Here is a 20,598-nt window from a genome sequence, read left to right as displayed (position 1 = left end):
CAAGGGGTTTTGCCGATGTGTCCCGCTAGGTGCATACCCGGATTGCAAACTGATGGGAGCTGGTTGATTCCCGAGCGGTTGAACATGGCGCAGCAATGCCTGTCGCAACCGGGTGACCGCGTGGCGATCCGCGATCTGACCGGGGACTCTCGCGGCGACGTTACCTTTGACCGGTTGCAACGCATGGCGGACGGAATTGCGCGCCATCTTCTGGCAACCGTGCAACGCGGCGACCGGGTGGGCGTGCTTCTCAGCCAGTCGCCCTGGTGCGCGGCGGCGCATTTGGCGATCTGGAAAATCGGTGCGATCTCGGTGCCGCTTTTCAAGCTGTTCAAACATGATGCGCTGGCCTCACGGGTTCAGGACGCAGGTGCGCAGATAGTTTTGACCGACGCAGAAGGCGAGGAACTGTTGGGTGCTTTGGCTCATGCAGTGCGGGTTGACCGGATTGAGCCTTCGGATGAACCGGTTCCGTTTGCTGATACCGGCCCCGAGGACCCGGCCGTGCTGATCTATACCTCGGGCACAACCGGAAGCCCCAAGGGGGCGCTGCACGGGCACCGGGTTCTGACGGGGCATTTGCCGGGCGTGTCCATAAGCCACAATCACCTGCGCGACGGCGATTGTCTTTGGACGCCTGCTGACTGGGCGTGGATTGGCGGGCTGTTTGACGTTTTGATGCCGGGCTTGGCGCTGGGCGTCCCGGTTGTCGCGGCGCGGCTTGAGAAATTCACCCCCGCGGCCTGCGCCGATGTGGTCGCGCGCGGCGGCGTGCGCAACGTGTTCTTTCCACCCACCGCGCTGCGGATGCTGAAAGCGGCGGATCAGGTCATCCCCGGCCTGCGCTCGGTCGCCTCGGGCGGCGAGCCTTTGGGGGCCGAGATGCTGGCCTGGGGACAGCAGGCCTTTGGCCTGACGATCAACGAATTCTACGGGCAGACTGAGTGCAACATGGTCGTGTCCTCCTGCGCCGAGGATTTCCCAGTGCGCCCCGGCTGCATCGGCAAAGCGGTGCCGGGGCATGAGGTGGCGGTGATCGACGAGGATGGTCATCCGACCGATGACGAGGGCGACGTGGCCATCCGGCGCGGCTCGGCCTCGATGCTGTTGGAATATTGGAACCGACCTGAGGAGACGGCTGAGAAATTCCGGGGCGATTGGCTGATCACCGGAGACCGAGGCGTTTGGGAAGGCGAGTATCTGCGCTTCGTCGGGCGCGATGATGACGTAATTACGTCAGCCGGATACCGCATCGGTCCCGCCGAGATCGAAGATTGCCTGCTGACCCACCCGGCGGTGGCAACCGTGGGCGTGGTCGGCAAGCCCGACCCATTGAGGACCGAGATCGTGAAGGCCTATGTGGTGTTGAAACCGGGGGCCGAGGCGTCGGGCACAGAGTTGCAGGAGTGGGTTAAGGACCGTCTGGCGCAATATTCCTATCCGCGTGAGGTGGCGTTTCTGGAGGAACTGCCGATGACGGTGACGGGGAAGGTTATTCGGAAGGAATTGAAGGCGCGGGCCGCTGGGGAGGGGAGGCAATAATGAAGAACCTATATTTTGCGGCTTTGGTTGCCGTTGCCTGCGCTGCAGTGCCGGAGAAGAGCTTGGCCGACCAAGATAGCTCCTATTTATGGACAGAACGATGCCTTGCGAGCGCAGAAGGTAAACTGGATCAGGCCGGGAAAACGCAAGAGTGCATAGCGGTGATTACCACCTTTTGCCGGTTTTCCACTGACAGCCATTCCTGCTACGACGACCTGGCGAAAAATTTCTCGCATCGGTCCAGCGCTATCATTGATGCGCTTCCGGAAAGCTTGGATGCTTTGCCTCCTCAGAAACAGTTTTACGAAAAACGATTGGCACTTGTGAAGGATACAAGTGTTGCCAATCGTTGTGACTCACCAAGCCTTGAAACGGAATGTGCTGCATTGGTGCTCTTCGGGCGATACCTCGGAGCAGTGTCTTTGGCTGATTGGCTAGAACAGAGGGAGGAGAGAGAGTGAAGCTCACTAGTAAGGCAATAGTAACCTCTGAGGACTTCAAAACCAACCGAACCGCCCATCTCGACGCGTTGGCGCAAATCTCGACCGCAGCCGAAGCAGCCCGCATGGGGGGTGGTGAGAAATCCCGCGCGCGGCACGTCTCGCGGGGCAAGATGCTCCCCAGACGCAGAGTGGCGAACCTGCTCGATCCGGGGTCTCCGTTCCTTGAAATCGGCGCGACGGCGGCGCATGGGATGTACGAAAACGCTGCGCCCTGCGCCGGGGTGATCGCGGGGATTGGCCGGGTGCAGGGGCGCGAGGTCATGGTGGTGTGCAACGACGCCACCGTGAAGGGCGGCACTTACTACCCGATGTCGGTCAAAAAACACCTCCGCGCGCAGGAGATCGCCGAGGAAAACCATCTGCCCTGCATCTATCTGGTCGACAGCGGCGGTGCGAACCTGCCCAATCAGGATGAGGTCTTTCCCGACCGCGACCACTTTGGCCGCATCTTCTATAACCAAGCGCGGATGAGCGCGAAGGGGATTGCTCAGATCGCCGTGGTGATGGGGTCTTGTACGGCGGGCGGGGCCTATGTGCCTGCGATGTCGGATGTGACGATCATCGTCAAGGAACAGGGTACGATCTTTCTGGCTGGACCACCTCTGGTCAAGGCCGCGACGGGTGAGGTGGTCAGCGCCGAGGATCTGGGCGGCGGTGATGTCCATACGCGCCTGTCTGGTGTGGCGGATTATCTGGCCGAGGATGACGCCCACGCGTTGGCTTTGGCACGGCGGGCAGTGGGGTCGTTGGGTGGTGCCGGGCTGAAGCCCGGCCTACGGTTCGAGGTGCCCGAAGACCCGGCCTATGACCCCGAGGAAATCCTAGGGGTTGTCCCCGCCGATCTGCGCACGCCCTATGACATTCGCGAGGTGATCGCACGTCTGGTCGACGGCTCTCGCTTCGATGAGTTCAAGCCACGGTTTGGTGAGACGCTGGTGACCGGGTTTGCCCATGTCAAAGGCTGTCCGGTGGGGATCATCGCCAATAACGGCGTGCTGTTTTCCGAGGCCGCACAGAAGGGTGCGCATTTTGTCGAGCTGTGCTCGCAACGCAAGACGCCGCTGGTGTTCCTGCAAAACATCACAGGGTTCATGGTGGGCCGAAAATATGAAAACGAGGGCATCGCGCGGCATGGGGCCAAGATGGTAACAGCTGTTGCGACGACCTCGGTCCCGAAGATTACAATGCTTGTAGGTGGTTCGTTCGGCGCGGGGAACTATGGCATGGCGGGTCGCGCCTATCAGCCTCGGTTCCTGTGGACGTGGCCGAACTCGCGCATTTCCGTGATGGGCGGAGAGCAGGCGGCGGGCGTTCTGGCCACTGTCAAACGCGACGGGATCGAACGGCAGGGCGGCACATGGTCCGACGAGGAAGAGGCCGAATTCAAACGCCCGACGCTGGAGATGTTCGAGGAGCAATCGCACCCGCTCTATGCTTCGGCGCGGCTTTGGGATGACGGCATCATCGACCCGCGCAAATCGCGCGATGTGCTGGCCCTGTCGCTGAGTGCGGCGTTGAACGCGCCGATCGAGGAGACACGTTTCGGCGTGTTCAGGATGTAAGATGACGAAACTGCATCTTAAGCCAACGCCAATTGCTGTAGCTTGGTTTCTTTCCGTTCTCGTCGGAAGTGGAGGAATTGCCAATGCGGACCAATGGTCAACCGCTGTTGGCTGGGTTTGTGACGAGCGTGCCAAGCAACTTACTTTGTTTCCAGTTCGATTTGACGCAAATGCGCCAATTCCCGAAGGGCGCCCTGGGTTTTATGTGCCTACCTCGGATTCAAGAAGAGACGCAGGTGCAGTTGAAATCTTGTCGTGCAATTTGGGTTCAAAACGAAAAGTAGCCGTTCAAAGAACATACATGAACGAACCCAAGCCAAGCGGAATATGTGGCGGGACGGCTTGGTCCCGGTACCAATTGACTCTCAATGGGAAAGTAGCCGCAGAGTTTCCGATGGGATGTTCAGATACATTTGTCATTGCTAGCCAAAACATCGTTCAGGTTTGTTCATTGGGCGGTAACGATTGCAGAGTTTTTCAAGAGGACCCGATTCGATTGAATCGAGTTGGTGAATGGCTTTCGGAGTAAGAAACATGTTCAACAAAATCCTGATTGCCAACCGGGGCGAGATCGCTTGCCGCGTAATGGAAACCGCTCAGAAGTTGGGCGTGGCCTGCGTTGCGGTTTACTCTGACGCGGATGCCTCGGCCAAACATGTACAAATGGCGGATGAGGCGGTGCATATCGGCGGTGCGGCCCCGGCTGAGAGCTATTTGAAGGGCGATGTGATCATTCAGGCAGCGCTGGACACCGGCGCGCAGGCGATCCATCCCGGATATGGGTTTTTGTCCGAGAATCCGGATTTTGTAGATGCGGTTGAGGCGGCTGGATTAACCTTCATTGGCCCCTCGGCCGATGCGATCCGCAAAATGGGTCTCAAGGACGCGGCCAAGGTGTTGATGGAGCAGGCGGGCGTGCCGGTTGTGCCGGGCTATCACGGTGACAATCAGGACCCCGAGCATTTGGCCGGTGCTGCGGACACCATTGGCTATCCTGTGCTGATCAAGGCCGTCGCTGGCGGCGGCGGCAAGGGGATGCGGCTGGTCGAACGGCCCGAGGATTTCGCGTCGGCCTTGGACAGCGCGCGTGGGGAGGCGCGTACGGCCTTTGGTAACGATGCTGTGCTGGTCGAGAAGTTCGTCGCGAAACCGCGCCATATCGAAGTGCAGGTTTTCGGAGATGGCACGCACGCCGTGCATCTGTTCGAGCGGGACTGCTCGTTGCAGAGGCGTCATCAAAAGGTGATCGAGGAAGCGCCTGCGCCCGGAATGACGTCCGAAATGCGCGAAGCCATGGGCCAGGCGGGTGTCAGGGCAGCCGAGGCGATTGGCTACAAAGGCGCAGGCACGGTTGAGTTTATCGTCGATGCCTCGGACGGGCTGCGGCCGGATCGGTTCTGGTTCATGGAAATGAACACGCGCCTGCAGGTCGAACATCCGGTGACCGAGGCCATTACGGGCGTCGATCTGGTTGAATGGCAACTGCGCGTTGCTTCGGGCGAGACGCTGCCAAGGAAACAAAATGAACTGTCGATCACAGGCCACGCGTTCGAGGCGCGGCTTTACGCTGAAGATGTGCCCAAGGGGTTCCTGCCTGCGACGGGCACGCTGACTCATTTACAGTTCCCGACGACTTGTCGGGCAGATAGCGGCGTTCGGGCGGGTGATACGATCAGCCCTTGGTACGATCCGATGATCGCCAAAGTCATCGTGCACGGGCCAACACGCCAGATTGCGTTGGAACAACTGCACCGGGCGCTGTCGCGTACCGAGGTTGCCGGGACCGTGACAAACCTTGGGTTTCTGGGGGCGTTGACGCGACATCCCGGATTTGCGGCGGGGGACGTGGATACAGGGCTGATCGGGCGTGACTTGGATGCGTTGATCGAGCCGGTTCCGGTCGCGGCGTCTACCTGTGTTTCGGCGGCGATGACGGCGCTGGGTTTGGTGGATACGGACGAAGAAAGTGGGTTCTCGCTTTGGGCACCCCTGCATCGTGCGACCCAATTGATGGCCGAAGACGTGATTGATCTGGATGTTCAGGTCGAAGGACCGGACCGACAGCTATGGCAGGTGGGGGACGACTCGGTTCTGGCCGAACGAAAAGCTGGGAAATGGATCGTGGGTGGCCAGCCCATGCCGCGCGTTGCCATGGCAGGGTCGAGGATCACGGTTTTCGAGAACTACGGTCAGACGTTCGATATCGTCGACCCGCTGGACCGTGACGCAAGCGCCCTTGGCGACACCAACGTGATCGAGGCACCGATGCCCGGATTGGTAAAGGCCATTTTCGCGCAGGTGGGGCAAACCGTTCAGGAAGGCGATCGTCTGGCCGTTCTGGAAGCCATGAAGATGGAGCATTCCTTGTTGGCGGCGCGTGACGGCGTGGTTGCCGAAGTGCTCGCCGAAGCTGGGGGACAGGTCGAGGCCGGTGCCGCTCTGGTCCGGTTGGAGGAGGAATGATCTGTCCCGTGCGGACGCAACGTGGCAAGGTTGGGTTCACAGCGGCAATCAGGGAGGGACGCAGCCATGGGTGATCGGGTTGAAATCTTTGAAGTGGGGCCGCGCGACGGGCTGCAGAATGAAAAGCGGGAAATCCCGGTGGCCGAAAAGGTTTCTCTGGTCGATTGCCTGAGCCGTGCCGGGTTCAACCGGATCGAAGTGGCCAGCTTTGTCTCGCCCAAATGGGTGCCGCAGATGGCAGGTAGTGCCGAAGTGCTGGCCGGGATCTCTCGCGCCGACGGCGTGCGTTATGCCGCGCTGACACCGAACATGCGCGGGTACGAAGATGCGCTGGCGGCCAAGGCAGATGAGATTGCTGTATTCGCGTCAGCCTCCGAGGGGTTTTCTAAGGCCAATATCAACGCCTCGATTGCAGAATCCATCGAGAGGTTTACCCCGATTCTGGAGGCTGCTCGGCATATTGACCTTCCCGTGCGGGGCTATGTCTCTTGCGTGACGGACTGTCCCTATGACGGCCCGACAGACCCCGAAAAGGTCGCCGAGGTCGCGGATACACTGTTCGCGCTGGGCTGCTACGAAGTGTCTTTGGGCGACACGGTTGGACAGGGCACGCCTGATACCGTTGCGCATATGCTTTTGGCGGTGCAAAAGCGGGTGCCCGTCACCAGACTGGCGGGTCATTTCCACGACACCAACGGGCGGGCAATCGACAATATAGATGCGGCCCTTGCGCTGGGCGTGCGCACGTTCGATTCGGCGGTCGGAGGTTTGGGGGGGTGCCCCTACGCACCGGGTGCGGCCGGGAATGTTGCGACCGAGGCAGTTGTGTCTCACTTGCAGCGGTTGGGATATGAGACCGGCATTGACCCTGAGATCGTGGAAGAGGCCGCGCAGATGGCGCGCGCCATGCGGGGGGAATAAGGAAGGCCATGTTTGACACGATTTCAATTTCTGTGGACCCGCGCGGCGTCGCGACCCTGACGCTGGACCGCCCGGAAAAACACAATGCCATGTCAGCGCAGATGATATCGGAATTGACACAAGCCGCGGGACAGTTGGGACAGGACAACGCGGTGCGGGTGGTCGTCCTGACCGGCGCGGGCAAGAGCTTTTGCGCCGGGGGCGATCTGAGCTGGATGCAGGATCAAATGGCTGCGGACCCAAAGACGCGCTTTGTCGAGGCGCGCAAGCTGGCCGAAATGTTGCAAGCTTTGAACACGATGCCGAAACCGTTGATCGGGGCCGTGCAGGGCAACGCTTTTGGCGGCGGCGTTGGAATGGCTGCGGTATGTGACGTGGCGATTGGCGTCCAGACCGTGAAATTGGGCCTGACGGAAACGCGCTTGGGCCTGATCCCGGCGACCATTGGCCCTTATGTTGTCGCGCGCATGGGCGAGGCGCGGGCACGGCGTGTTTTCATGTCGGCCCGTCTTTTTGATGCGGCCGAGGCCGTCGAGCTGGGCTTGCTTGCCCGTGCTGTCCCGTCCGATGATCTGGCCGAGGCGGTCGAGGCTGAGGTTGTACCATATCTGTCCTGCGCGCCCGGCGCCGTGGCCTCGGCCAAGGCTTTGGTGCAGATGCTCGGGCCAACGATTGACGATTCCGTGATCGACGGGACGATCCGGGCGCTTGTCGACCGCTGGGAAACCGACGAAGCACAAGAGGGAATCGGTGCGTTCTTCGACAGAAGAAAACCTGTGTGGAACAGTAAGGTTTGAATTCCAGCAGAGGCTTGGCGCGCAAAGAGAAATAACACACTCAATATCCACAGAGGGAAACGGAAAATTAGGGACCTGCGCGCTTCTGTTCGGTTGACCCTCTGACCCCGCACAGATAGAGAATGTCCAGTCAACACGCCAATTGACGGTGCGTCGCTGCGGGCGGCGCGCAGGAAAGGAGCTTTACGTGGAAGACCTGTTGCGGGAGTACCTCCCGATCCTGGTGTTTCTTGCCGTTGCCGTGGGCCTTGGAATTGTCCTGATTCTGGCTGCTGTGGTATTGGCCGTCCGCAATCCCGACCCTGAAAAGGTCAGTGCATATGAATGTGGCTTCAACGCCTTTGATGATGCGCGGATGAAGTTTGATGTTCGGTTCTATCTGGTTTCGATTCTCTTCATCATCTTCGATCTGGAGATTGCGTTCCTGTTCCCCTGGGCCGTCGGTTTCAAAGACATCAGCGATGTTGGGTTCTGGTCCATGATGGTCTTCCTGGGCGTTCTGACCATTGGCTTTGCCTATGAATGGAAGAAAGGGGCCCTGGAATGGGAGTGATGACGGGTGCAAATACCGCAGGCGTCGACAAAGAAGTCGCGACCCAGGCCCTGAATGCTGAATTGCAGGACAAAGGCTTTCTGCTGACCTCGACCGAGGACATCATCAACTGGGCGCGCACCGGTTCGCTACACTGGATGACATTTGGTCTGGCCTGCTGCGCGGTTGAGATGATGCACACTTCAATGCCACGGTATGATGCGGAACGGTTCGGGATCGCGCCGCGCGCGTCCCCGCGTCAGTCGGATGTGATGATCGTGGCCGGAACCCTGACCAACAAGATGGCCCCGGCGTTGCGCAAGGTTTACGACCAGATGCCCGAGCCGCGTTATGTGATCTCGATGGGGTCCTGTGCCAATGGCGGTGGCTATTACCACTATTCCTATTCCGTCGTGCGTGGTTGCGATCGCATCGTTCCGGTGGATATCTACGTGCCCGGCTGCCCTCCGACGGCCGAGGCGTTGCTATACGGTCTGATGCAATTGCAGCGGAAAATCCGCCGCACCGGAACCATCGTACGCTGAGGGAGAGGGCAGATGAGCGAAGCACTCAAAGAACTCGGCGCGCAGTTGGAGCTGAAACGGGCGGATTGCGTTCTGTCCTGGGATGTGACCCATGACGAGTTGAACGTCGATGTCGCCCCGTCAAGCCTTGTGGAATTCGTGGAATTCCTGCGGTCGGATCAGAACTGCAAGTTCTCGACCCTCGTGGACATTACTGGCGTTGACTACCCCGAACGCGCCAAGCGGTTCGACGTGGTCTATCACTTCCTGTCGATGTACCAGAACCAGCGCATCCGCCTGCGCGTGTCGATCCGTGAAGAAGACATGGTGCCTTCGATCGTCGACGTACACCCCTCGGCCAACTGGTTCGAGCGTGAGGTGTTCGATATGTTCGGCATCCTGTTCTCGGGCCACCCTGATTTGCGGCGCATCCTGACCGACTATGGGTTTCGCGGCTATCCGCTGCGCAAGGATTTCCCCACCACCGGATACACCGAAGTGCGGTATGACGAGGCGCAAAAGCGTGTCGTCTACGAACCGGTCAGCCTGGTGCAGGAATACCGGCAGTTCGACTTCATGTCCCCATGGGAGGGTGCGAATTACATTCTGCCGGGGGATGAGAAACAGGAGTAGCCGTCATGTTTGAGTTCCTGATCTGGATCGTTCTGGTGGTCGCCACGGTTGTACCGATGATCAAGCTGCTACCGCATTTTGGGATCAACAAGAACTGGGCGTTTGCATGCATCATCTCTCCGGCCGTGGTTGTCCTGCTGTGGATGATGGCGCTGAAGCTGCAAGAGATGGAGCGTCGCTGACATGGCAGGGGAACTGATTGTTCTGGGCGTGCTGGGTGCGTTGCTGGCAGGAGCCGCAGCGAAAGCGGCCGAAGCCGAAAAGGTCCGGGTTCGGGCCGAAGCGAAGAAGAAACGAGGGCGTTGATGGACGGCTCAAGATACGATGACGGCAGCACGGACGCGCTGAGCGGTGAACAGAAGATCCGCAATTTCAACATCAACTTCGGTCCGCAACACCCTGCGGCACACGGGGTTTTGCGTCTTGTGCTTGAGCTGGACGGCGAGATCGTGGAACGCTGCGACCCTCATATCGGCCTTCTGCACCGTGGCACAGAAAAGCTGATGGAAAGCCGGACCTATCTGCAAAACCTGCCCTATTTCGACCGTCTGGATTACGTCGCGCCGATGAATCAGGAACATGCCTGGTGTCTGGCGATTGAGAAACTGACCGGTGTGGAAGTGCCGCGCCGTGGCTCGCTGATCCGGGTTCTGTATTCCGAGATCGGGCGCATTCTGAACCACCTGCTGAACGTGACCACGCAGGCGATGGATGTGGGCGCGCTGACGCCGCCTCTGTGGGGATTCGAGGAACGCGAAAAGCTGATGGTGTTCTATGAGCGCGCCTGTGGCGCGCGCCTGCACGCCGCGTATTTCCGCCCCGGTGGTGTGCACCAAGACCTGCCGCCCGAACTGCTGGACGATATCGAGGCATGGAGCCACGAGTTCCCCGCCGTTCTGAACGATATTGACGGTCTGCTGACCGAAAACCGCATCTTCAAACAGCGTAACGCCGATATTGGCGTTGTGACCGAGGATGACATCCAGAAATACGGTTTCTCGGGCGTGATGGTGCGCGGCTCGGGTCTGGCTTGGGATTTGCGTCGCGCGCAGCCCTACGAATGCTATGACGAGTTCGAATTTCAGATCCCCGTCGGCAAGAATGGCGACTGCTATGACCGCTATCTGGTGCGCATGGAGGAAATGCGCCAGTCGCTGTCGATCATCCGTCAGGCGATCGCAAAGATCCGCGAATGCCCCGGAGACGTACTGGCGCGCGGCAAGATCACCCCGCCGAAACGCTCGGACATGAAGACCTCGATGGAGAGCCTGATCCATCACTTCAAGCTGTATACCGAAGGCTTCCACGTCCCCGCAGGCGAGGTATATGCCGCCGTCGAAGCCCCCAAGGGTGAGTTCGGCGTCTATCTGGTCGCCGACGGCACCAACAAACCCTACCGCGCCAAACTGCGAGCGCCGGGGTTCCTGCATCTGCAAGCCATGGACCACGTCGCCAAGGGCCACCAACTGGCCGACGTCGCCGCCATCATCGGCACCATGGACGTCGTATTTGGAGAGATTGACCGCTAATGCTTCGCCGTCTTCATCCCGAACAACCCGATAGTTTTGCGTTCACCGCTGCCAACCAGCAATGGGCCGAAGCGCAGATCACCAAATACCCCGAGGGCCGTCAGGCCAGCGCAGTGATCCCGCTGCTGTGGCGCGCGCAGGAACAAGAGGGCTGGTTGAGCCGCCCGGCAATCGAATCCGTCGCCGACATGCTGGGCATGGCCTATATCCGCGTGCTTGAGGTCGCCTCGTTCTACTTCATGTTTCAATTGCAACCCGTTGGTTCTGTTGCTCATATTCAGGTCTGTGGCACGACGTCCTGCATGATCTGTGGGGCTGAGGACCTGATCGCGGTCTGCAAGGACAAGATTGCAGCGAAACCGCACGCGTTGTCCGCCGATGGCAAGCTGAGCTGGGAAGAGGTGGAATGCCTCGGGTCTTGCACGAACGCGCCGATGGCGCAGATCGGTAAGGACTATTATGAGGATCTGACCGCCGAAAGCTTCGGCAAGATCATCGACGAATTGGCGGCGGGCAAGGTGCCGACGCCGGGTCCGCAGAACGGGCGCTATGCGGCGGAACCGCTGAGCGGCCTGAGCAGCCTGAACGAATACGAAGCTGGAAAGCCCAAGTACAACGCCAGTGTTGAGATCGCGACCGATCTGGGCGACACGGTCAAGCGTATAGACGGGACCGAGGTTCCGATCCTGACCCCGTGGTTGGGCAAGGACGGTAAGGCGACAGCGACCAAAACGGCTCCGAAGCCTCCGAAACAGCGTGAAACCGGTAAGTCGGCGGTGAAACAGGCCCAAGATGCCAAGGAAGATCAGCCCGAAACGCTGGCGCAGGCGCGCGGTGGCAAGGCCGATGATCTGAAGATGCTAAAAGGGGTCGGGCCGAAGCTGGAAGAAAAGCTGAACGATCTGGGCATCTACCACTACGACCAAATCTCAAACTGGACGGCAGGGAATATCGCCTGGGTCGATGCGCGGCTGAAGTTCAAAGGCCGGATCGAACGCGACGGTTGGGTCGAGCAGGCGACCAGCCTTGCTTCGGGGGAAGAGACCGAATTTGCCAAACGTGCCAAGGAAGACGGCACTTACGAGGATTAAGATAGGTGCCCATCCGGGGCATCGGGATGAAATGGACAAGGATAAGGAACAGGCCATAGCCCGAAAGGGCCGTCATGTCGGCATCGTCATTGCGGTGACAATGGCGCTATGGCTTGCCATGAACCTTTTCATTGGTCCCGCACTGCAACTGACGGCACGCCACGCGTTGTTGTTTGATCTCGCTGCTTTGGCGGGTTTCATCTACGCGGGCGTCAACATTTTTCAACTCTGGCGCATGCGTCAGGATAATCAAGGGTAGCACGCGATGCTGAAGGATCAGGACCGGATCTTTACCAACATCTACGGGATGCACGAGCGCACATTGCGTGGTGCGCAGGCGCGCGGGCATTGGGACGGCACCGCTGGCCTGATTGAAAAGGGCCGCGACTGGATCATCCAGACGATGAAGGATTCGGGCCTGCGCGGTCGTGGCGGTGCCGGATTTCCGACCGGTCTGAAATGGTCGTTCATGCCCAAAGAAAGTGACGGGCGTCCGGCCTATCTGGTTGTGAATGCCGACGAATCCGAACCCGGCACCTGCAAGGATCGCGAGATCATGCGCCATGATCCGCATACGTTGATCGAGGGCTGCCTGATCGCCTCTTTCGCGATGAATGCGCATACCTGCTATATCTACCTGCGCGGCGAATATATCCGTGAGCGTGAGGCATTGCAGGCCGCGATTGACGAGGCCTATGACGCCGGACTGCTGGGCAAGAATGCCGCGGGTTCGGGCTGGGATTTCGACCTGTTCCTGCATCACGGCGCGGGCGCGTATATCTGTGGCGAAGAAACCGCCCTGATCGAAAGCCTTGAGGGTAAGAAGGGCATGCCGCGGATGAAACCTCCGTTCCCGGCGGGGGCGGGGCTTTATGGCTGCCCGACCACGGTGAACAATGTGGAGTCCATCGCTGTTGTGCCCACCATCCTGCGCCGGGGCGCGGATTGGTTTTCGGGTTTTGGCCGTCAGAACAACGCGGGCACCAAACTGTTTGCGATCTCGGGCCATGTGAACAACCCCTGTGTGGTTGAAGAGGCGATGTCGATCTCGTTCGAGGAACTGATCGAGACCCATTGTGGCGGCATTCGCGGCGGCTGGGACAATCTGCTGGCGGTGATTCCGGGTGGCTCGTCTGTTCCTTGTGTGCGCGGCGAGAACATGCGCGACGCGATCATGGATTTTGATTACCTGCGCAACGATCTGGGCTCGGGCCTCGGGACGGCCGCGGTGATCGTGATGGATAAGTCCACCGATATCATCAAGGCGATCTGGCGGCTGTCCAAGTTCTACAAGCACGAAAGCTGTGGTCAGTGTACGCCCTGTCGCGAAGGCACCGGCTGGATGATGCGCGTGATGGACCGTCTGGTGCGTGGCGAGGCCGAACTGGAAGAGATCGACATGCTGTTTGACGTAACCAAACAGGTCGAAGGGCACACGATCTGCGCGCTTGGCGATGCTGCGGCCTGGCCCATTCAGGGCCTGATCCGTAATTTCCGGGACGAGATCGAAGACCGTATCAAGGCCCAGAAGTCGGGCCGCCTTGGTGCAATGGCTGCGGAGTAGACCTTATGGATGTATTTGCAGAATATGGTCATGCGATTGTTTCGCTGATGATTTTCACCTTGGTCGTGTTGTTTCTCGCCCCCTTCACTGCGCTGGCAAAGCAAGGAAAAGGGTTGGCTCCTGGATCCACGCCCGAGCAGGACTATGCTGACAAAACCTATCGTCTGAACCGAGCATATCTGAATGGAACAGAGACCCTTCCGGCATTTGTGGCGGTAACTTTTGCGGCCATCTTTATGGCGGTCAGTCCGTTTTGGGTAAATCTGCTGGCCTCGGTCGCACTGTTGGCACGATTGGTGATGCTGGTCATCCACATCAAGGGAATTGGCAAACCGAATTCAGGGTTGCGGAGCGTTCTTTATGTTGTCGGATGGGCATGCATGTTCATCCTGGGGATTATGGCAATGGTGGCTGCGTTTTGATGTTCGGACTTACTCATCACGCCACCGGGAAATCGCGCCGGATCAGAACCTGTGGTCGGGCAGTGGTGGTTTGCGCCGCGACTGCACTTGTTGCGTCCTGTGGTTTGGTAACCCCTTCGTCCGATCGTGTGGTTTTTGATGGTCAATATTTCCGCGCCAAAGCGAAAGTCGTGGACAAGAAAACAGCGCCGACGGATTTCACGGTTGTGGTGAACGGTGTCTCAGCGTCGCTGGACGGCGCGCGTGAGGCTGGCAGGTACGAGGGCACCAAGTTTTGTATCGCAAAATACGGGTCCTCGCGAATTGACTGGAAGGTCGGGCCGGATACCGAGCCGCAAAACCTGCGGATCACCGATGACAAACTGACTTTCGCAGGAAAATGCCTTCGCCCATGACACGCGGTTTCGCATATCACGCAGCCAAACGCGCTGAACGCCGGGGGCAGGCAGGTCTGCGAGGGTTTGTATTGCGCGCGGCGACTCTGATTGCCGCGATATGCGTAGTTACGTCACCGGTGCTGGCTGATGCCAAGCCGCCTTTGCGTGATGTCAAAGAGATCGACAACGAACTGTACTACATCGCGATAGCCAACGAGATTTCGGAGGTTTGCCCTTCGATCAGCGGGCGCCGTCTGAAGGCGATCGGAGTGATGTGGGATTTGCGGTCGAAAGCAAACAAGCTGGGGTACTCGGACAAGGAAATCCGGGCCTATGTGGAATCCGATGCTGAGAAAGACAGGATGCGCTCAAAAGGCGAAGCTTTTCTGGCGCAGAACGGTGCGTCCTATGACAACCCCACAACATTCTGCGCTCTGGGGCAGAAAGAAATCGAAAGAAACAGCGCCATTGGCGTTTATTTGAGGGCGAACTAGACCATGTCTGACCTCCGCAAGATCAATATCGACGGGCAGGAAATCGAAGTCGATGGTGCGATGACCCTGATTCAGGCGTGTGAGCAGGCCGGGGTCGAGGTGCCGCGCTTCTGCTATCACGAACGTCTGTCGATTGCCGGGAACTGCCGGATGTGTCTGGTGGAGGTCGTCGGCGGCCCGCCGAAACCTGCGGCCTCCTGCGCGATGCAGGTGCGAGACCTGCGTCCGGGACCGGAAGGCCAGCCGCCTGTGGTCAAGACGAACTCTCCCATGGTCAAGAAGGCCCGCGAGGGCGTGATGGAGTTTCTGCTGATCAACCACCCGCTGGACTGTCCGATCTGCGATCAGGGCGGCGAGTGTGACCTGCAGGATCAGGCGATGGCCTATGGTGTCTCGGGCTCGCGTTTCCGCGAAGCCAAACGTGCGGTTGATGATCTGGATCTGGGGCCGTTGGTCGGCACCGCGATGACCCGCTGCATCAGTTGCACCCGTTGTGTGCGCTTCACGACCGAGGTGGCCGGGATCACTCAGATGGGCCAAACCGGGCGCGGTGAAGATGCCGAGATCACCTCGTACCTGAATGAGACGCTGCAATCGAACCTGCAGGGCAACATCATCGACCTGTGCCCGGTTGGGGCGCTGACCTCGAAGCCCTATGCCTTTACCGCCCGCCCTTGGGAATTGACCAAGACCGAGAGCATCGACGTGATGGATGCCTTGGGGTCGAATATCCGCGTGGATACCAAGGGGCGTGAGGTGATGCGGTTCCTGCCACGTAACCATGACGGCGTGAATGAGGAATGGATCAGCGACAAGACCCGGTTCGTTTGGGACGGCTTGCGGCGTCAGCGTCTGGACAAGCCCTATGTGCGCGAAAACGGCAAGCTGCGCCCGGCCACATGGCCCGAAGCGCTGACCAAGGCTGCCGAAGCACTCAAAGGCGCTGAAAAGCCCGCCGGTATCGTTGGTGACCTGGTTCCGGTTGAGGCTGCATTCGCGCTGAAGCAGTTGATTGAAGGGCAGGGCGGCGTTGTCGAATGCCGCACCGACGGGGCCAAGCTGCCTGCGGGTAATCGGGGTGCCTATGCCGGAACTGCTGCCATCGAAGATATCGACATGGCCGAACGTATCTTGCTGATCGGAACCAACCCGCGGGATGAAGCTCCGGTTCTGAACGCGCGCATCCGCAAGGCCTGGGCGCATGGGGCAGAAGTAGCTCTGGTTGGTCCGGCTGCGGACTTGACCTATGACTATGTCCATTTGGGGGATGACCGCGCGGCGTTGCAGAAGGTCGTCGTTATGGGGGGCGATGACGCCATCAAAAGCAAGGCTTCGCTGGTCATCGTCGGACAGGGTGCCCTGCAAGAGGCTGATGGCGCTGCGGTCCTTGCCGCCGCGCAGTCGATTGCCGCAAACACGGAAAGCGGCCTGATTATTCTACATACGGCTGCCTCTCGTGTGGGGGCCATGGACGTAGATGCGACCAACGCCGGTGGCATGGATGCCGTCAACGCGGCGGATGTGATCTACAATCTTGGCGCAGATGAGGTTGAGATCGGCGAAGGCGCTTTTGTCATCTATCAGGGCAGCCACGGCGATCGCGGTGCCCATCGCGCCGATATTATCCTGCCGGGCGCTGTGTATACCGAGGAAAACGGCTTGTTCGTGAACACCGAAGGCCGCCCGCAACTGGCGATGCGAGCCGGGTTCGCACCCGGAGAAGCGAAAGAGAATTGGGCCGTTCTGCGCGCGCTTTCGGCTGAGGTGGGCGCGACGCTGCCATTTGACTCTCTGGCGCAACTGCGCACGGCCTTGATCGAGGCAGTGCCCCATTTGGCACGGATCGACGAAGTGATTGAAAATGAAAGTCAACTACTTGAGGCCGGGCCTATGGGCAAGGCGACGTTCCGCACGGCAATCAAGGACTTCTACCTGACAAATCCGATTGCACGCGCGTCACAATTGATGGCGGAACTGTCGGCGCAAGCACAGGCCCGAAAGTCCAAGAAGATCGCGGCAGAATGAACCGGAACCGCTTCATATCGCGCAACAGCACCGACGTCCTTTGGCCGTTGGCAGCGTCAGGTTTGCCTGTGAACACGATTATTTTGGGTAGCGCCAAGACAGCAGATGCTGTTTACACCAACGCGCCGACCCAGCCGCAGAATGCGCAGGCATCTGGCCTAAGCATCGCGCGCGGAAAACGGAATACCCACGGTGTGAGGACCAATGGCTGAATTCTTTAACACCCCCGGCGGCATCGCCCTCATCATTCTGGCGCAGGTGCTGGCCGTCGTTGCCTTTGTGATGATCTCGCTGTTGTTCCTTGTCTATGGCGACCGTAAAATCTGGGCGGCCGTCCAGATGCGCCGAGGTCCCAACGTGGTCGGCGTCTATGGTCTGCTGCAATCGGTGGCCGATGCCCTGAAATACGTGGTCAAAGAGGTGGTGATCCCCGCCGGTGCCGACCGCACGGTCTTCATTATTGCTCCGCTGACCTCTTTCGTTCTGGCGATGATCGCCTGGGCGGTGATCCCGTTCAACGACGGCTGGGTGCTGTCAGATCTGAACGTCGCGATCCTTTATGTGTTCGCCGTGTCGTCGCTGGAAGTTTATGGCGTGATCATGGGCGGTTGGGCGTCGAACTCAAAGTACCCGTTCCTTGGCTCACTGCGCTCGGCAGCGCAGATGATTTCTTACGAGGTGTCCATCGGCCTTATCATCATTGGGATCATCATTTCGACCGGGTCGATGAACTTTGGCGATATCGTCCGCGCGCAGGATGGCTCGTTCGGGTTCTTCAGCTGGTACTGGCTGCCGCATTTCCCGATGGTCTTCCTGTTCTTCATCTCGGCTCTGGCTGAAACCAACCGTCCGCCGTTCGATTTGCCCGAGGCGGAATCGGAACTGGTTGCAGGCTATCAGGTCGAATATTCGGCCACGCCCTTCCTTCTGTTCATGGCCGGTGAATACATCGCCATTTTCCTGATGTGCGCGCTGACCTCGCTGCTGTTCTTTGGTGGCTGGCTGTCACCGATCCCCGGTCTGCCGGATGGCGTTCTGTGGATGGTCGCGAAGATGGCGTTCTTTTTCTTCCTGTTTGCGATGGTCAAGGCAATCACGCCTCGCTACCGCTATGACCAGTTGATGCGGCTGGGCTGGAAAGTGTTCCTGCCGTTCTCACTGGTCTGGGTGGTCTTCGTGGCCTTCGCTGCAAAGTTCGACTGGTTCTGGGGCGCGTTTGCCCGTTGGAGCGTAGGAGGCTGATATGACCCAAATCGACTACACCCGCGCTGCCAAATACTTCCTTCTGCAGGACTTTTGGGTCGGCATGAAGCTGGGGCTGAAGTATTTCTTCGCTCCCAAGGCCACCGTCAACTATCCGCATGAAAAGGGCCCTCTGTCCCCGCGGTTCCGCGGCGAACACGCCCTGCGCCGCTACCCCAACGGCGAGGAACGCTGCATCGCTTGTAAACTCTGCGAGGCCGTGTGTCCCGCGCAAGCCATCACCATCGACGCCGAACCGCGCGAAGACGGCAGCCGCCGCACGACGCGCTATGACATCGACATGACCAAATGCATCTATTGCGGCTTCTGCCAAGAGGCGTGCCCGGTTGATGCCATCGTCGAAGGCCCCAACTTCGAATTCGCCACGGAGACCCGCGAAGAACTGTTCTACGACAAGGAAAAACTGCTGGATAACGGTGAACGCTGGGAAGCCGAGATCGCCCGCAATCTGGAAATGGACGCGCCGTACCGATGACTGACAGCCCGACAAATCCGTTCGAGCTGATGATGAAGCAGGCTCACGACATGGCCAAGGCGATGAACCCGGCGATGGAAAATTTTTCGCCCAAAGGGTTCGAGGCGCTGTGGCCGACCATGCCCAAAGAGGTCATGGAGATGATGTTCGGCAACACCGTCAACACCGACGGGCTGGATGCCAAGACCCGCCTGCTGCTGACATTGGCTGGGCTGACCTGCCAGGGTGCGCAGGCCGACACCGCCGTACGCCAGACCGTGCGCCACGCGCTGGAGGCGGGCGCAAAGAAACAAGAGATCGTGGAAACGATCGGTCAGATGTCGGTTTTTGCCGGCATCCCGGCCATGACCCGCGCGCTGGAACTGGCGCAAGAGGTCATGGGCGATAACGAGGATGAGGATCAATGACCGTCTTTGCCTTCTACCTGTTTGCCATCAGCGCCATCACCGGCGGGCTGTTCACGGTGATCAGCCGCCAGCCGGTGCACTCGGTGCTGTGGCTTATCCTGTCCTTCCTGTCTTCGGCGGGGCTGTTCGTGCTGCTGGGGGCCGAGTTCGTGGCGATGCTGCTGATCATCGTCTATGTCGGCGCGGTCGCGGTGCTGTTCCTCTTCGTGGTGATGATGCTGGACGTGGACTTTGCCGAGTTGAAGGCGGAGATGGCGCGCTATATGCCGCTGGCCCTGCTGATCGGTCTGGTCATCCTGATGCAGTTTGTCATGGCCTTTGGCGCATGGGACAGCGCGCAGGGTGCGGCGGCTAACCTTGCCCAGCCGGTCCCGACGGACCGTCACAACACCGAGGCGCTGGGTGTCATTCTTTACGATCAATACTTCCTTTTGTTCCAACTGGCGGGTCTGATCCTGCTGGTGGCGATGATCGGCGCCATTGTTTTGACGCTGCGCCACCGTCAGGACATCAAGCGTCAGGACATCATCGGCCAGATGATGCGCGACCCGGCCAAGGCGATGGAGCTGAAGGACGTGAAACCGGGGCAGGGGTTGTGAGCTGTAGAGTGGTCATAACTGCGTTAGCTTTACTGACGATTAATTCGGGATCGGCTATAGCAGAGTGCCGTACGGGACATTGCAGTATTAGCAAGCCGCTAATACATTTCGATAAGCGCACCAAAGTAGCTGATGATTGCAGTTTTTCGGACGCTGGTAACGGATGGAGCATTTTCATCTCTGGCGAAGCGGCCACAGATATTGGCGGAGGCCGGGTTGGGCAGCGCTGGGTTGCAAATGTCGCATGTGTTCATAGCGAGAGTATTGTAGTCGTGGATTGCAATACCCAAGAGTTCATCAAAATACGCGGCGTTTGCGCTCCTCCTGACCCAGACAAACAGTTCTCTTTAGGGAGTTACTCGGCAGACCTTCTTTTTTCACCGCTTGGGAAGCTGCGTCTTGATTCACAAACTACAGTCAAAGACTTGGTGCATGTGTCTCAATTGGCGAATTACGGCCATTGGACCGATGCTGAAAACTACTTGAGCAGACCCCTAGGAAAAAACAGCGTTAACCCGTTCTGCGGCTGCAAACTCTACTATCCCGACTCGCCAGGAGCGAAGCTATGATCGGACTTGAACACTATCTTACGGTCGCGGCGACGCTGTTCGTCATCGGCATCTTCGGTCTCTTCCTGAACCGCAAGAACGTCATCATCCTGCTGATGAGCATCGAGTTGATGCTGTTGGCGGTGAATATCAACCTCGTGGCGTTTTCCAGTTTCCTCGGCGATCTGGTCGGGCAGGTGTTTACGCTGTTTGTCTTGACCGTTGCGGCGGCAGAGGCGGCGATTGGTCTGGCCATTCTGGTCTGCTTCTTCCGCAACCGTGGCACCATCGCGGTTGAAGACGTCAATATGATGAAGGGCTAAGAGA

At 59.1% G+C, this 20,598-nt stretch carries 25 protein-coding genes; all 25 read left to right on the top strand.

Features of this window, described 5'->3' with window-relative positions:
* Positions 1 to 15 precede the first annotated feature (15 nt).
* On the top strand, positions 16 to 1,542 hold the full coding sequence (locus tag ACR0MS_RS04410) for an AMP-binding protein (RefSeq protein ID WP_480568674.1): 1,527 nt from the start codon (positions 16 to 18) through the stop codon (positions 1,540 to 1,542).
* Positions 1,542 to 2,003 carry a hypothetical protein gene (locus ACR0MS_RS04405; protein WP_480568677.1) on the top strand — a complete coding sequence of 154 codons (462 nt, stop codon included), beginning with the start codon at positions 1,542 to 1,544 and terminating at the stop codon, positions 2,001 to 2,003. Before ACR0MS_RS04410 ends, ACR0MS_RS04405 begins: the two co-directional genes overlap by 1 nt.
* Positions 2,000 to 3,607, top strand: a complete 1,608-nt coding sequence (locus tag ACR0MS_RS04400; protein WP_480568680.1) for a carboxyl transferase domain-containing protein — start codon at positions 2,000 to 2,002, stop codon at positions 3,605 to 3,607. The genes ACR0MS_RS04405 and ACR0MS_RS04400 overlap by 4 nt, the downstream gene beginning before the upstream one ends.
* A 1-nt stretch (position 3,608) precedes the next feature.
* Positions 3,609 to 4,136: a hypothetical protein gene (locus tag ACR0MS_RS04395; RefSeq protein WP_480568683.1), complete on the top strand. Its 528-nt coding sequence runs from the start codon at positions 3,609 to 3,611 to the stop codon at positions 4,134 to 4,136.
* 5 nt (positions 4,137 to 4,141) lie between these two features.
* Entirely contained in the window at positions 4,142 to 6,070 is a 1,929-nt protein-coding gene (locus ACR0MS_RS04390) for an acetyl/propionyl/methylcrotonyl-CoA carboxylase subunit alpha (RefSeq protein ID WP_480568686.1), read from the top strand.
* A 66-nt stretch (positions 6,071 to 6,136) separates the two neighbouring features.
* Positions 6,137 to 6,991: a hydroxymethylglutaryl-CoA lyase gene (locus ACR0MS_RS04385; RefSeq protein ID WP_480568689.1), complete on the top strand. Its 855-nt coding sequence runs from the start codon at positions 6,137 to 6,139 to the stop codon at positions 6,989 to 6,991.
* Positions 6,992 to 6,999: 8 nt separating this feature from the next.
* Complete coding sequence (locus ACR0MS_RS04380; RefSeq protein ID WP_480568692.1) at positions 7,000 to 7,788, top strand: crotonase/enoyl-CoA hydratase family protein; 789 nt, start codon at positions 7,000 to 7,002, stop codon at positions 7,786 to 7,788.
* A gap of 187 nt (positions 7,789 to 7,975) precedes the next feature.
* Entirely contained in the window at positions 7,976 to 8,341 is a 366-nt protein-coding gene (locus tag ACR0MS_RS04375; protein WP_050602775.1) for an NADH-quinone oxidoreductase subunit A, read from the top strand.
* Positions 8,332 to 8,865 carry a NuoB/complex I 20 kDa subunit family protein gene (locus ACR0MS_RS04370; RefSeq protein ID WP_037307875.1) on the top strand — a complete coding sequence of 178 codons (534 nt, stop codon included), beginning with the start codon at positions 8,332 to 8,334 and terminating at the stop codon, positions 8,863 to 8,865. The genes ACR0MS_RS04375 and ACR0MS_RS04370 overlap by 10 nt, the downstream gene beginning before the upstream one ends.
* Before the next feature lie 12 nt (positions 8,866 to 8,877).
* Entirely contained in the window at positions 8,878 to 9,477 is a 600-nt protein-coding gene (locus tag ACR0MS_RS04365) for an NADH-quinone oxidoreductase subunit C (protein WP_480568696.1), read from the top strand.
* A 5-nt stretch (positions 9,478 to 9,482) separates the two neighbouring features.
* Entirely contained in the window at positions 9,483 to 9,659 is a 177-nt protein-coding gene (locus tag ACR0MS_RS04360; protein ID WP_480568699.1) for a hypothetical protein, read from the top strand.
* A 1-nt stretch (position 9,660) separates the two neighbouring features.
* On the top strand, positions 9,661 to 9,783 hold the full coding sequence (locus tag ACR0MS_RS04355) for a hypothetical protein (protein ID WP_480568702.1): 123 nt from the start codon (positions 9,661 to 9,663) through the stop codon (positions 9,781 to 9,783).
* Entirely contained in the window at positions 9,783 to 11,006 is a 1,224-nt protein-coding gene (locus tag ACR0MS_RS04350; RefSeq protein ID WP_480568705.1) for an NADH-quinone oxidoreductase subunit D, read from the top strand. The genes ACR0MS_RS04355 and ACR0MS_RS04350 overlap by 1 nt, the downstream gene beginning before the upstream one ends.
* On the top strand, positions 11,006 to 12,097 hold the full coding sequence (nuoE, locus tag ACR0MS_RS04345) for an NADH-quinone oxidoreductase subunit NuoE (RefSeq protein ID WP_480568708.1): 1,092 nt from the start codon (positions 11,006 to 11,008) through the stop codon (positions 12,095 to 12,097). The genes ACR0MS_RS04350 and nuoE overlap by 1 nt, the downstream gene beginning before the upstream one ends.
* A gap of 31 nt (positions 12,098 to 12,128) precedes the next feature.
* On the top strand, positions 12,129 to 12,356 hold the full coding sequence (locus ACR0MS_RS04340) for a DUF5337 domain-containing protein (protein ID WP_480568711.1): 228 nt from the start codon (positions 12,129 to 12,131) through the stop codon (positions 12,354 to 12,356).
* Between the two features lie 6 nt (positions 12,357 to 12,362).
* Positions 12,363 to 13,661, top strand: coding sequence for an NADH-quinone oxidoreductase subunit NuoF (nuoF, locus tag ACR0MS_RS04335; protein WP_480568714.1), 1,299 nt, complete (start codon positions 12,363 to 12,365; stop codon positions 13,659 to 13,661).
* A 5-nt stretch (positions 13,662 to 13,666) separates the two neighbouring features.
* The gene (locus ACR0MS_RS04330; RefSeq protein WP_480568717.1) at positions 13,667 to 14,083 is read left to right on the top strand and encodes an MAPEG family protein; all 417 of its coding nucleotides are present in this window, start codon (positions 13,667 to 13,669) and stop codon (positions 14,081 to 14,083) included.
* Complete coding sequence (locus ACR0MS_RS04325) at positions 14,083 to 14,478, top strand: hypothetical protein (protein ID WP_480568720.1); 396 nt, start codon at positions 14,083 to 14,085, stop codon at positions 14,476 to 14,478. The genes ACR0MS_RS04330 and ACR0MS_RS04325 overlap by 1 nt, the downstream gene beginning before the upstream one ends.
* The gene (locus ACR0MS_RS04320) at positions 14,475 to 14,954 is read left to right on the top strand and encodes a DUF5333 domain-containing protein (RefSeq protein WP_480568722.1); all 480 of its coding nucleotides are present in this window, start codon (positions 14,475 to 14,477) and stop codon (positions 14,952 to 14,954) included. Before ACR0MS_RS04325 ends, ACR0MS_RS04320 begins: the two co-directional genes overlap by 4 nt.
* A 3-nt stretch (positions 14,955 to 14,957) precedes the next feature.
* Positions 14,958 to 16,979: an NADH-quinone oxidoreductase subunit NuoG gene (nuoG, locus tag ACR0MS_RS04315; protein ID WP_480568725.1), complete on the top strand. Its 2,022-nt coding sequence runs from the start codon at positions 14,958 to 14,960 to the stop codon at positions 16,977 to 16,979.
* Between the two features lie 204 nt (positions 16,980 to 17,183).
* Positions 17,184 to 18,221, top strand: coding sequence for an NADH-quinone oxidoreductase subunit NuoH (nuoH, locus tag ACR0MS_RS04310; RefSeq protein ID WP_480568729.1), 1,038 nt, complete (start codon positions 17,184 to 17,186; stop codon positions 18,219 to 18,221).
* A 1-nt stretch (position 18,222) separates the two neighbouring features.
* Complete coding sequence (gene nuoI / locus ACR0MS_RS04305; protein ID WP_170331439.1) at positions 18,223 to 18,717, top strand: NADH-quinone oxidoreductase subunit NuoI; 495 nt, start codon at positions 18,223 to 18,225, stop codon at positions 18,715 to 18,717.
* Positions 18,714 to 19,124 carry a carboxymuconolactone decarboxylase family protein gene (locus ACR0MS_RS04300; protein ID WP_480568732.1) on the top strand — a complete coding sequence of 137 codons (411 nt, stop codon included), beginning with the start codon at positions 18,714 to 18,716 and terminating at the stop codon, positions 19,122 to 19,124. The genes nuoI and ACR0MS_RS04300 overlap by 4 nt, the downstream gene beginning before the upstream one ends.
* The gene (locus ACR0MS_RS04295; protein ID WP_008755476.1) at positions 19,121 to 19,723 is read left to right on the top strand and encodes an NADH-quinone oxidoreductase subunit J; all 603 of its coding nucleotides are present in this window, start codon (positions 19,121 to 19,123) and stop codon (positions 19,721 to 19,723) included. Before ACR0MS_RS04300 ends, ACR0MS_RS04295 begins: the two co-directional genes overlap by 4 nt.
* Before the next feature lie 565 nt (positions 19,724 to 20,288).
* Positions 20,289 to 20,594, top strand: coding sequence for an NADH-quinone oxidoreductase subunit NuoK (gene nuoK / locus ACR0MS_RS04290; RefSeq protein ID WP_005984024.1), 306 nt, complete (start codon positions 20,289 to 20,291; stop codon positions 20,592 to 20,594).
* Positions 20,595 to 20,598: the final 4 nt, after the last annotated feature.

It is taken from the genome of Ruegeria sp. CJ2 (genome assembly GCF_056536745.1).
This window is presented reverse-complemented; position numbering and strand designations above follow the sequence as displayed.